The organism is Methanobrevibacter sp. YE315 (assembly GCF_001548675.1).
Classification (GTDB): domain Archaea; phylum Methanobacteriota; class Methanobacteria; order Methanobacteriales; family Methanobacteriaceae; genus Methanocatella.
Genome location: NZ_CP010834.1, coordinates 811,711 through 827,415, shown reverse-complemented (window position 1 = coordinate 827,415; position 15,705 = coordinate 811,711). Strand labels below are relative to the sequence as shown.

At 33.7% G+C, this 15,705-nt stretch carries 1 protein-coding gene (only partly in view); it reads right to left on the bottom strand.

The genetic code is table 11. From position 1 onward, the window contains the following. A protein-coding gene (locus TL18_RS03680; protein WP_067041491.1) for a non-ribosomal peptide synthetase crosses the window boundary here: on the bottom strand, positions 1-15,705 show its beginning. The gene continues 16,743 nt to the left of window position 1, outside the view; the window shows 15,705 of its 32,448 coding nt (coding positions 1-15,705); it begins with the start codon at positions 15,703-15,705; its stop codon lies beyond the left edge, outside the window.

The following is a 15,705-nucleotide window of genomic DNA, read 5'->3' as shown; positions in this document are numbered from 1 at the left end:
AAGATTCCTTAATGTATCAGTAAGTTTGTTTGCTATAAATGCTCCTTCAGAATAAGTGTAAGACACATCAAAATAAGACACAAGAGCATTGTCTGGGTTTTTGTTGAGATTTTCATTAAATGCATCTAAAATATCCTCATGCACCAAAGAATGTTCAGTTTGATTAATAGAATCTAAAATCTCCAAATCAGACACGGAAACATAATTTATATCTGATAATTTTTCCACATCCACTATTTGTGTTAATATTTCGGCATATGCTTCAACAAAACGAACGCCAGTTTCATGTGAATATCTGTTGGAATGTTCTAAATTAACAAGATATCCATCATCCAAATCATTTACGATGCATGAAATATCAGATACCAAATCAGGCACAGATCCAACGATTAATTCATTTTCTACATGAGATACATCATTTAAGTCAAAGTTATATTCGAAACTGACATCATTGTTTAAATCATATTCACTAGCAAGCAATCTGAATGGATAAACACTGTTTATCATTGAATTTAAGTTCAACTCAGAGAAGTAACTTAAGAAGTTTTCAACTGAGTCATCCTTACAGTCAACCAATAGAGGAATTGTACGGACATACATTCCTAAAGATTCCTTATTGTATTCTTCATGACGACCGTGTTCAGTGAAAGTGTAGTAAACCTTATCAGTGCCAACAAAGCGGGAATATGTGTATGCAAATATCGAATTCAATAATGCTCCTACAGTGATGCCCTTTTCGAGCGCAAATTCTTCAACACGATCACGAATACCTCTAACAGGAAGAGATAAATTCTCCGAAGTACCATCAAAATCATCCAAAATAGTGTTTACTTCATCAATGTCTGCAAATAGGTTATTAAAGAATTCATGTGCAGATTCATAAATAGGTTCAAATTTAGATTTAAATGAATCCGTACTGTCATATACAAATCCTAAATCAATTTCATCATCTAAACTGCCATCCAATGCCGCAAGTATGTCCTGCCTGATTATTGAATCACTGGTTGCATCACTTATCACATGGTGCATATTATAGAATATGACTTTTTCATATGCATTAATATAGAAACAGCAAAGAGATTCAGTCAAATTGAATGGTCTGATAAGATTTTCATAATTATTATGGTCAATTTCTTCAATTACAGGATTACTGTCACAGACAATAAGAGGCAAGTTACTATCATCAACAATACGTCCTTTTAAAACAGGATGTTTATCAATTAAAGCCCCGATAGCATTTTTCATATCTTCAACAGTACAGTCTGAACTGCATTCAACAAAGCCCGGTGAGGCATAAGCTATACCTTTATCGTTGACTTTTTCATCCAAATAAATACCTAATTGGGATTCAGATAAGCAGCAGACAATACCGTCTTCAATTCCATAACCGCCAATAAATTCTAATTCACATTTAATATTGCTTATAAACTCATTTAATGCGTTATCAATATATGTGCCTTCTGCACAATTACCAGATACAATATAATCATCATTTTCACGCCTAATATTCAAATCAATACCATAATAATCATCATCAGAAGACCCCATTTTACTTAAATCATCTAAGGATATCTTAGAAATATATGATTCAAATAACTCATTTTTGAATTCAAATGCACCGCTTAAAAAGTTGAAAGTTACAGGACAATGCTTAAACTCCAATTCATTAGCAGTATAAATCAATGAAGAGTAATTTAAACCTAATTTTTTAACTTCATTGAATGCTTTTTTAATCTTATAAACATCCTCCATCAAAGAGACATAATCATACTCATTACCAACATCTACAATTACCGGATATTCTGAAGTGAACCATCCAACTGTTCTGTTAACATCAGCCAAAGTCTCTTCACGACCATAAGATTCACGATTGAAAATTATATCCCTATCATAAGTCTTTTTATATGCACGTGCAATGGCCAATGCAAGATATTCCTCTTCAGACAACATCAAAATATTATCAACATCATACACAGCATTTTCAATATTAAAGATGAAAGGTTTAGATTTACCTTTAATATCCAAATCATCCAATTGATTATTAATTTCCATCCAATACTCACGTTCTTCAACAGAAATATCATCCAATAAACCTTTGACATCTGCAACCCAATTTTTATATGGATAAGGCCTTAAAATATCAATTTCATTACCCGAAACCAGATTATTGTATATATGAGTTAAATCATCCAATATAATGCTCCAGCTTACACCGTCAACAATCAAATGATGTAGAACAAAAATAACATAAGACTCATCGCCATGTCTCACCAAACTAATATCCATCATCCTATTATTATAAATATCAAGTGAATTAACGGCATTTTCATGAATTTCAGCAATATTCTGATCTAAATCACCATCAACAACAAATTCCCTAATCTCACATACCCGGGTATTCAATGGCAGAATCTCCTGAATAGGAACACCATCTTCAAGACTGTAACTTACCCTCAACATATCATGAAGATTAGATAACTCATCCCACGCACTTTGCAAAATACCAACATCCAAATCAACAAGAGATTTAACAACGAAAAACTGAGTATAATCATTCTTATGGACTTTATCAAAGAAATAACTCTGAATAGGTAATAAATCAACAGGACCTTCAACAGCATCATAAGAAACTTGCACCTTATCCTCAATAATTTGAGCAATAGCATATGGAGTCTTATAATCTAAAATATCCTTAGCAGCACAATTAATACCCTCTTTTTGAAGCAATGAAATAAGCCTTATGGATTTAATTGAATCACCACCAAGACGATTAAAATCATCATACAAACTAACAGTTTCTTGGTCAAATACAAGCTCAAATGCCTCAACAATTATCCTTTCAATCTCATTTGTAGGAGCAACATACTCCACTTGCAATTCTTTAACATCGACTTCAGGCAGCGCATGTTTGTCCACCTTACCATTTACATTCAATGGAATCTCATCCAATTCAACAACAAATGACGGAACCATATATTCAGGCTTACGTTCACCAACATAAGCAGAAATTTCCTCTTTAAGGCCATCACCATCAAATTCATCAGATACAACAACATAAGCAACCAATTCATTGTTAGTACCATTTTTAACTGTTTGAACAGTCAAATCCTCAATGAAGTCCATTTCACGTATAACCGCTTCAATTTCAGATAACTCCACACGATTTCCCCTAATTTTAACCTGACTGTCACGACGACCAACAATACCTAAAGAACCATCAGGCAACAACCTCACCATGTCTCCAGTACGATATAAAGTGCTATAATCTTCATCGTTGTCAAATGGATTGTCAATGAATGCCATGATGTTTTCTTCTTCACGGTTCAAGTAACCGGCAGCAACCTGATAACCAGATACATATAATTCGCCGACAGCACATATAGGAACACGTCTAAATTCATCATCCAATACATAAAACTTAGTATTGTAGTTAATTTGACCGATAGATGATGAATCAATCTTATCGTCGTTATTAATTGATGATATGAATGCAAATGTTTCTGTTGGTCCGAATCCATCTATTAAAAGGTAATCTTCAGGGCTTTCAAAGTCTCCCAGTTTTTCACCACCAACAGTTAAAACCTCCATAGAGGTGTCTTCAACATTTTCCACAAAGAGTTTACCCACCTGAGTCGTAATCATTGCATGAGTTACGCCATGTTCTACGAAATATTCGTTTAATTCCCAGATATTCATCTTGATGTCATCTGGAACGACCGATAGACAAGCCCCAGCATAAAATGTTTGGCAAACAGCCTGTGAACCTGCATCAAAACTGATATTGGCAAACAATCCATAAACATCATCTTTTCCAAAGCCGAACTTGTCAACATAAACTGTAGCTATATTAAGAATGGCTTTTCTTGTAACTTTAACACCTTTAGGAAGGCCTGTAGTACCACTGGTGTACAGAATACATGCAACATCACCATAAACAACAGACAACTTGTCCAAAGTTTTGATGCCTTCATTGAGAATGTCTGAAATATTTAGAAGAGTTACATCTTTTATCAGCGATTTGGCACGTTCATAAGTCTCATCACTAACAAGGACAACCTTAGATTCAGTATCATCCATTATGAATTGTATACGATCATCCGGATGGGCATCATCCAAAGGAACATAAGTAGCACCAACAGACAAAATACCTAAAACACTGAACATGTAGAGCTCTGAGCGTTCCACAAGGAAAGCGACATTATCACCTGTTTTAATGTCATGATCTCTTAAATATTTTGCTATTTTATCAGCAATAAAAGCTCCTTCAGCATAAGTGTAAACGGAATCCTTATAAGAAACAAGATTATTTTCAGGATGATGTGCAAGATTATCATTGAATGCATCTAAAATGTCATCATAATCCAAGGGATGTTCATTATTGTTCAGGGCATCCAAAAGCTCCAAATCAGATTGGGAAATATAATTGATTTCACTTAACTTATCAACACAGATTATTTGTGACAGTATAGATTTATAAGATTCAGCAAACCTATTCATCATATATTTAGAATATTTAGCTGAATATTGAAGACGTATCGAATAAGACTTAGCTTTTTGAATAATATCAATACCTAAATCACTAATTAACTCCTCTATGTTTTCAGAGTCATTATCTTCTCTCATAGATTCAAATTCACTGTAGTCTGCATCATCATTGTTTATCCATTCCGGCAGGAATTGGAATAAAATACTTGAATCAATACCATATTCTTTTGCAAGCAATCTGAATGGATAATAATTATATTTCATTACGTCATATACCAAATCAGACATGTATTCCATGAAATCAGAAACATTCCAGTCTTTACAGTCAACTAGTATAGGCAATGTATTTACATACATTCCTATTGCATTGTAATTGTTGAATCTGCCACGCCCATTCTCAGTTATATTGAAAAATATGTTTTCACTACCGGCAAATCTAGATAACGTATATGCAAACACACCAGTGAACAATACATTTTCACTAACCTCGTATTTATTTAAGAATGATTTAAATAATGTAAAATCCAATTCTAAATCCAATTGAACAACATCAGGACCATCACCATCAACACTGTCCAATAGACCGCTTACTTCATCCACATCCGCCAACATTGTATCATAGAAAACATTCGCATCAGAATATTCATCAGTATCCATTATTTGTTGACTGAAAGCAGAAACTTTCAGGAATGAATCATCAACTTCCACAATACCTCCATCAAGGATTGTTTGTAAATCCTCTTTAAATACTCCGCCAGACCTAGCATCAAAGATTATATGGTGGAAAATAGCAAACAATTTATATTCATCTTCTGATTCAACAATTAAAAACCTAGCCAAATTATCATATAAATCAAATGGTTTTGTTAAGAATTCTTTAATAATATCCTCATCAGCATCATGTTCAACAACAATTGACGGTTTAGACCCTTTAACTAAGTAAGGAACTTCATAATCATCACTAACACACATACCCAAAATCGGATGAACATCCAACATAACATCCAATGCATTTAATATGTCCCCCACATCATATTCTTTACTTATTTCCATAATGCTTGGAATCATATAGATATCAAATTTATTATTTGCAATTATATCCAAGTATACATTCAATTGAGGCTCATTTAAAGGACATCCCTCTTCTAAAGTGTAAATATCCAAATCCAATGTATTTTCTTTAATGTTTTCACCAATTGCAAATGGAGTGCGCAAACTCAAAATGTCAGCCGCAGTAACATTATAGTCACCAAGATAAGACCTCACTTTAATTGCAGTTAATGAATCACCACCAAGACGAGTGAAATCATCATAAACACCAATATTGTCCTGATTGAAGACTTCTTCAAATGCATGTACAATTAATTTTTCAGCTTCAGTGGTAGGAGCAACATACTCCACACGTAAACTGTCTACATCAACATCAGGCAATGCACGCTTGTCAACTTTACCGTTTACATTCAATGGAATCTCATCCAATTCAACGACAAATGAAGGAATCATATACTTAGGTTTACGCTCATCAACATAATTAGAGATGTCTTCTTTTAAATCATCACCATCAAATTCATCAGATACAACCACATAAGCAACCAATTCATTATTTGTACCGTTTTTAATTGTTTGAACAGTCAAATCATCAATGTAATCTATTTCACGTATAACAGCTTCGATTTCAGATAATTCCACACGATTTCCCCTAATTTTGACCTGACTGTCACGACGACCAACAATACCTAAAGAACCATCCGGCAATAACCTTACCAAATCCCCTGTACGATACAGAGTTTTATACTCTTCTTCATCACTGAATGGGTTTTCAATAAATGCTTTGGCATTTTCCTCATCACGGTTCAAGTAACCAGCAGCAACCTGATAACCGGCAAGGTACAATTCACCAATAGCACCCACAGGAATACGGCGCTGCTGATTATCCAAAATATAAGCTTTAGTGTTAAGACTTAACATACCAACTGAAGACCCATCAAGCTTATCGTTATTGTTTATAGATGATACGAATGCAAATGCTTCAGTCGGACCATACGCATCAACTAATTGATAGTGATTAGGACTTTTGAATTCACCCAATTTTTCACCTGCAACAAGCAGGACATCTAATGATGTCTCATCAACACTTTGCATGAAATATTTACCAACCTGAGTAGTAATAAAAGCATGAGAAACATTCTGATTCATAAAATACTTATTCAGTTCAAGCATGTCTAAGCGAATGTCTTCTGGAATGACTGATAAGCAGGCTCCGACATATATTACTGCTGAAATGACAAAGCTACTTACGTCAAAACCGATTGCAGAAAACAAACCATAAACATCATCACTAAAAAGACCATAAATATCCCGATAATATTGTGAAATGTTGAGAATTGACTTACGGGTGATTTTTACACCTTTAGGAAAACCGGTAGTACCGCTGGTGTATAAGATACAAGCCAAATCATTATAAGCTATCGGCAAGCTATGTAATGTTCCAATATCATCACCCAATATATCTGAGATGTTTAAGATGACTGAATCATTAGTTAACAATTTAGCACGTTCATAAGTTCCATCACTGGCAATGACAACCTTGGAACTAGTATCCTCTAAAATGAATCGTATACGTTCATCAGGATGCAAATCATCTAAAGGAACATAAACTGCACCCGCAGACAAAATTCCTAAAACACTGAACATATATAACTCTGAACGTTCCACAAGGAATGCGACACAATCTTGATTTTCAACACCCAAATCCTTTAATGTATTGGCCAGCTTATCAGCAATAAACGCACCTTCAGCATAAGTATAAACATTCTCATTATATGATACCAGATTGCTATCCGGATATTTAGCAAGATTGTCATTGAATGCATCCAGAAGATCTTCATAATCTAAAGCATGCTCTGTTTGATTATATGTATCTAAAAGTTCCAAATCAGATTTTGAAACATAATTAATTTCACTTAACTTATCAACACAGATTATTTGTGATAGAATAGCTTTATAAGATTCAGCAAATCTATTCATCACATCTCCGGAATATTTATCCGAATATTGAAGACATATCGAATAAGACCTGCCTTTTTGAATAATATCAATACTTAAATCACTAATTAACTCATCTATATTTTCAGATTCATTATCTTCTTCCATAGATTCAAATTCACTGTAGTCTGCATCATTATCCCTTATCCATTCCGGCATGAATTGGAATAAAATGCTTGAATCAATACCATATTCTTTTGCAAGCAATCTGAATGGATAATAGTTGTATTTCATTACATCATATACTAAATCAGACATATATTCCATGAAATCAGAGACATTTTGGTCTTTACAATCAACTATCATCGGCAATGTATTTACGTACATTCCTATTGCATTGTAATTGTTGAATCTGCCACGCCCATTCTCAGTTATATTGAAAAATACGTTTTCACTACCGACAAATCTGGATAACGTATATGCAAACACACCTGTAAATAATATATTTTCACTAACCTCATATTTACTTAAGAATGATTTGAATTGGGTTAAATCTAATTCCAAATCCAATTGAACAACATCAGGACCATCACCACCAACACTGTCCAATAATCCACCTACTTCATCCACATCCGCCAACATTGCATCATAGAAAACACTCGCATCAGAATATTCATCAGTATCCTGTATTTGTTGACTAAAAGCAGAAACTTTTAAGAATGAATCATCAACTTCTACACTGCCACCATCAAGTATTGTTTGTAAATCCTGTTTAAATACACCATCAGATAATGCATCAAAGATTATATGATGGAAAACAGCAAATAATGAATAACCCTCATCTTCTTCAACAAGCAAGAATCTGGACAAACTTTCATACAAATTAAATGGTTTTGTTAAAAATTTAATGATATAATCATCAGCAGCATATGATTTAAATTCAATAGATGGTCGGAATCCTTTTATCAAGCAAGGTATCTCATTTTCGTCGCTTATGCATGTACCTAAAATCGGATGAACATCCAACATAACATCCAACGCTTCCAGTATATCTTCAATATCATAATCCTTAGCTATATCCATAATGCTTGGAATAAGATAAATATTAAATTTGTTATTTGCAATTATATCCAAGTATACATTCAGTTGAGGTTCATTTAAAGGACATCCCTCTTCTAAAGTGTAAATATCCAAATCCAATGTATTTTCTTTAATGCTTTTGGCAATTGCAAATGGAGTGCGCAGACTCAAAATGTCTGCTGCAGTAACATTATAGTCGCCAAGATATGACAGCACTTTAATTGCAGTTAATGAATCACCACCAAGACGAGTGAAATCATCATAAACACCAATATTGTCCTGATTGAAGACTTCTTCAAATGCATGTACAATTAATTTTTCAGCCTCAGTGGTAGGAGCAACATACTCCACACGTAAACTACTCATATCAACATCAGGCAATGCACGCTTGTCAACTTTACCGTTTACATTCAATGGAATCTCATCCAATTCAATAACAAATGACGGGACCATATATTCAGGCTTACGTTCATTGACATAATCAGATATATTCTCTTTAAGCACATCACTGTCAAATTCCTTTGATACAACAACATAAGCTACAATTTCATTGTTGGTGCCTAATTTAATTGTTTGAACAGTTACATCTTCCACATAATCTATTTCACGTATTACTGCTTCGATTTCAGATAGTTCCACACGGTTTCCTCTGATTTTAACTTGACTGTCACGACGACCAACGATAGCCAGTGTTCTATCCGGCAACAACCTCACCATGTCTCCAGTACGATATAAAGTGCTATAATCTTCATCGTTGTCAAATGGATTGTCAATGAATGCATTGATGTTTTCTTCTTCACGGTTCAAGTAACCGGCAGCAACCTGATAACCAGATATGTACAATTCACCGACAGCACCTGCCGGCACGCGCCTAAACTCATTATCCAAGACATAAAACTTAGCATTATAGTTAATATCACCAATGGATGATGAATCAATCTTATCGTTGTTGTTGATTGATGATATGAATGCGAATGTTTCTGTTGGTCCGAATCCATCAATTAAAAGATAATCTTCTGGACTTTCAAAGTCACCTAACTTTTCCCCACCAACCATTAAAACATCTAAAGAAGTGTCTTCAATACCATCCATAAATAGTTTTCCTACTTGTGTGGTAAGCATTGAATGAGTTACACCATGTTCTACGAAATATTTATTTAATTCTTGGACATTTAGCTTAATTTCATCTGGAACGATTGATAAACATGCCCCTGCATAAATTGTTTGGCAAATACCCCATGAACCAGCATCAAAACTGATATTGGCAAACAAACCATAAACATCATCACTATCAAAGTCAAACTTATCAACATAAACGGCAGCAATATTAAGAATTGATTTTCTTGTAACTTTAACACCTTTAGGAAGACCTGTAGTACCACTGGTGTAGAGCATACAAGCCACATCACCATAAACAACAGGCAATTCATCTAAATTTCCAATACCTTCTTTAAGAATATCTGAAATATTTAAAAGGATTGCATCTTTTGCCAGTGATTTAGCACGTTCATATGTATCATCACTAACAATAACAACCTTAGATTCAGTATCATCCAATATAAATTGTATACGTTCATCAGGATGAGCATCATCCAAAGGAACATAAGTAGCACCAACAGATAAAATACCTAAAACACTGAACATGTACAGCTCGGAACGTTCAACAAGGAAAGAGACATTATCACCTGTTTTAATGTCATAATCCCTTAAATATTTTGCTATTTTATCAGCGATAAATGTTCCTTCAGAATAAGTGTAAACGGAATCCTTATAAGAGACAAGATTATTTTCAGGATGATGAGCAAGATTATCATTGAATGCATCTAAAATATCGTCATAATCCAATAGATGCTCATTATGGTTCAAGGCATCCAAAAGCTCCAGATCAGACCGGGAAACATAATCCATATCAGACAATTTATTATGACTAATCATCTGAGATAGAATCTGATTATATGTTGCCGCAAAGGTTTTGCACATGTCTTTGGAAAATTTAGCTGAGTAGATAATATTCAAAATATAACTTTCATCTATTTTCCTAACATCAACAGTAAAATCATTAACTGAATCATCCAAATACGGAATTAATTCATTTTCAATATCCAAATTATCTGCATTATTGTCAGCATACTCTATCCATTCAGGCAAATATTGGAAAATAATATCAGAATCAATATCATACTGATTTGCCAGCAATCTAAATGGATAATAGTTATGTCTCATCACATCATAAACCAAATCAGACATCTGTTCCATGAAACTAGAAATGTTTTGGTCTTTACAGTCAGCCAAAATAGGTAATGTGTTAACATACATGCCAATAGAGTCAAAATTATCGAATCTGTCACGCCCATTTTCTATTATGTTAAATGAAACCTTATCGCTACCAGTGAATCTGGATAATGTATAAGCAAATACGCTGGTGAAAAAGATATTTTCACTGATGTTGCATTCCTTTAAAAATCCATTAAATGCATCATTATCCATTTCCAACGTAGTCTGAAGGAATCCCTGTTCATCGCCCAATACATCTTCCAATAAGATTCCTGCATCATCACTATCTGTCAATCTGGAAGCATAGAATTCTTCAGCCTCTTTAAATTCTTTTGTATCCTGTATTTGCTGATTAAATGCAGCCACCTTTAAGAATGAAACATCTAATGCAATGGAACCTCCATCAAGGATTGTCTGCAAATCACGTTTGAATATATGTTTGGATGAAGCATCATACACCAAGTGATGGAAAACAGCAAATAATACATACCCATCTTCATTTTCAACAATTAGGAATCTTGATAAACTGTCATACAAATCAAAGGGTTCAGTCAAAAAGTCACGAATAAAATCCTTATCAATGGCATGCAAAAATGAAATTGATGGCTTTCTTCCATTAACCAAGCAAGGAACTTCAAAATCATCGTTTACATGCATTCGTAATATAGGATGGAAATCAAACATGACATTCAATGCTTCCTCTATATCACTGAGAGAATAATCATTAGAAATATTCATGAAGAAAGGAAGATTATATGCATTTACCTTTTCATTAGCAATAATATCCAGATAAACATTTAATTGAGGCTCATTCAATGGGCAGCCATCCTTTAGAGAATAGATATCCAAATCGAATTCCTTATCATTACGTATACTGGCTGCAATGGCTTGAGGGGTGCGCAACCTTAAAATATCCGCTGTTGAGAAATTATATTCCTCAAGATATGACAATACTTTTATGGCTGTCAGGGAATCTCCTCCAAGACGAACAAAGTCATCAAGAATACCTATATCATCCTGATCAAATATTAGTTTAAATACCCTTACAATACTTTTTTCCACATCGTTTGTTGGAGCAACATATTTTGCACGCAGCTTATCACGATTAACGTCAGGCAATGCACGTTTATCCACTTTACCATTTACATTCAATGGAATTTCATCCAATTTTATTACATATGATGGAACCATAAATGGAGGCTTGCTTTCACCTACATATTCCAGAACATTTTCCCTGAGCTTTTCCTCGTCACAGTTATTATCCGCAACAACATATGCCACCAATTCATAATTGGATTCATGTTTAACTGTCTGAACACTTACGTCAGATACATAATCCAATTGACGGATGATAGATTCAACTTCAGATAATTCTACACGATTCCCTCTGATTTTTACTTGAGTGTCACGGCGTCCGATAATACCCAATGCTCCATCAGGCAAAATTCTTACCATGTCACCTGTACGGAACATAACACCGTAATCTTTGCTGTCATTGAATGGGTTATTTACGAATGCTTTACTGCTTTCTTTTTCCCTATTTAGATATCCGTCTGAAATCTGATAACCAGAAATGCATAACTCCCCAACAGCTCCAACTGGCACACGTCTCAATTCCGCATCCAAGATATACATTTTGGTATTGAAATTCCACATACCAATCGAAGATGAATCGATTTTTTTGGTATTGTATAATGAAGTAATACTTGAAAACACTTCAGTAAGTCCGAATGAATCTACAAAATGATAATCATTAGGATTATCAAATTCCCCTAATTTTTCACCAATTACAGTAATAATTCTTAAAGGAGACTCATCAATAGTTTCCATGTAAAGTTTTCCAACTTGCGTTGTGATTAAGGTATGTGTAACTCCATGTTCTATGAAATAATCATTCAATTTTACCATGTCAAGTTTAATGTCTCCCGGAACAACTGACAAGCAAGCTCCTGAATAAAAACTTATACATATTCCAAGTGAAGCTGTGTTAAAGCCAATTGTAGCAAATAAACCATAGACATCCTCATTAGTCATATTATATTTATGGACATAGGATTCCACACTATTTAAAATTGCTTTTCTTGTAATTTTTACACCTTTAGGAAGGCCAGTGGACCCGCTGGTATAAAGAATACATGCAATATCAGATTTAACAGTGGGTAAGCTAGCTAACTCTTCAATTTCTCCATTGACAATGTCTGAAATGTTAATGATAAATGTATCACCATTTAGGTATTTGACACGATTGTAAGTTTCATCGCTGACAATAACTGTCTTAGCTGAAGTATCATTTAATATGAACTTAATATGTTCATCCGGATGGGCATCATCTAAAGGAACATATCTAGCGCCAGTTGATAAAACACCTAAAATACAGAACATGTACAATTCAGATCTTTCAACTAAAAAAGCAACATTATCGCCTTCACTAACGCCGGCATCCTTTAAGGTGCAGGCAAGTTTATCTGCAATAAATGCTCCCTGACCATAATCATAAACCTTATCTTTATATGATACAAGAGGCCTGCCCAAATCTTTAAACAAATTATAGTTAAATGCTTCAAGAATATCATCAAACATTAGAGGATATTCAGTTTTATTGTAACTGTCTAAAAGTTTTAAATCAGATTCATCAATATAATTGATATCTGATAGCATCTCTTCGGTAACGATGCCCTCCAATATTAATTTGAATGAATTGGCAAAGTGTTTTACAAAATTATCAGAGTATTTTTCAGAGTAGAAAATTCTTATTTCCAATGAATTCTCTTTTGCATAATAGACCACCACTGAAAAATTAGCCCACATGTCCTTTTCCATCATCTCAAATTCTATATCTAGTGTAGACGAAAATATATCCTGCAAAACACCAAATGAAACTGTATTTTCCAGCTGATAGTCAAACACCACGTCCAGATAAGAATACAGGTCAAATTTGCTTACAGTATCAATTATATCACTGGAGTAATTCATGAATGATTCGACACTTTGATTATCGCATTCCATCAGCACTGGAGATGTTTGGAAAAACATTCCTACAGAATCAGACAACCCCAGATGAGCCCTACCATCTGTAATCAAATTAAATAAAACTTTAGAATATCCTGTAAATCTTGATAATGTATATGCAAAGACGCTTGTGAAAAATTGATTGTGGGTTATATTATGATAATCTAAAAATGAAGTCAAACTTTCATCATCAATGCTGAACCGTTCAACATAAGATTTGGAGCTATCTTCAGCAACGGAAAATATCAAATCATTTACCTCATCCCTTTCAGACAATGCGCTATCATAGAACTTTTGAGCGTAATCCCTATATTCAGAATTGTTAATGGTTTCTTCAAATGATATTTCTCTTAAAAATCCAGTATCCACCAATTCAGTATTTTCTCCATTTAAGATTTTCAATAAACTGTTTATTGCTGTATTGAATGAGGTTGCATCGAAAATCAAACTGTGAAAATCCATACATAAAAATACATCATTTTTATTTTCTACAATTAAAAAACGGGACAGATAATTATTCAGTTCAAAAGGCTGGACAAAGGTTTCAATGTCTTCAGCTGAACCGACCACTACCGGAGGTTTAGCATCAAAACCCATTAGGCATTCTTCTATGATACGTGAAGTTAAAACTGGATGTAATTTAAGTAATTTGCTTATGGCTTTTTTTATTTTTGCTATAGGGTATGAATTTCCAAGTCCTAATTTGAGTGGGTTATTATATCTGGTGCCGGTGCCATTTTGAGAATCCCTATAAATAGTCATTTGAGAGTCTGTTAATTCATATAACCCATTAAAATCATACTTTTCCCCAATTGATAAAAATTCCAAATCGCCACAACGCTGGTTGATGCCTTCCAAAACATTATCGGTCAAATGCTTTATGTTTTCTATCAGATATCTAATGTAAATATCCGAAAATACCTCATAATTGTATATGATATCAATTGAATCTTTGTATACATTGAATGTTAGGGCGGATCCGTCTCCATTTCTAACATCAATATCATTTAGATTAGTGAAATCGTGAATCGCATAATAAAATGAACTGTCAACATAATCTTCAATACGCACTTTGGTGTGTTCAATGGCTTCTTTATAATCCTTTTGTATTCTGTTCAGATACTCTTCGAAAGTGTCATTTTTATAGTAATCAATCACCAATAAAGTATTTTTGACATGTGATCCAAAAACAACTTCATCAGCATTAATTGATGATTTCAATAGACATCCTTCAGTTGAATCTGTGCGAGACAGATATAGTGAAAAGATAGCAGTGAAAAAGTCATATCGGGAAATTTTATGATTTTTTAGAAAAGTGAGAATTGAATCGTTTTCAATCGAGAATCCGATGTTTCTATAATTATTAGATTTTATATTGAAATATTTTACATAATTTTCAGCACCAAAAAGTTTATTTTGCCAATAGCTGCTATCATTTTTAAAATCTGGTGAATTTAGATATGCATCATACTCTTCAAAGTAAGGCCCTATGTCTTTTGGAATATGGGATGCTTCAGGGTTGTTGAATATTTCCTTGATGACATTTACTGATGAGTAGTCAAAGATTGAAGAGTGAATATTTGCCAAGATGGTTAATTCATCATTACATCTTAGAACTAAAAATTTATACAGAGGAACATCAATAATGTCGGTGAATGTGAATTTGAAAAAGATATTCATTTGTTTTTCAATTGTCTCATCACTGACTTCCTTGAGTTCGTAAATTTCCCCATCATTTTTTTGACGGTAAAAATTTAAATTTTCATCAAAACGCACATCAAACAAGTCCCCAATATTACTAAAGACTGTATCCAAACTCTTTTTATCCATCAGCTTATGGTTGAAGCTGAATTTTATTTCATAAAATTCCAT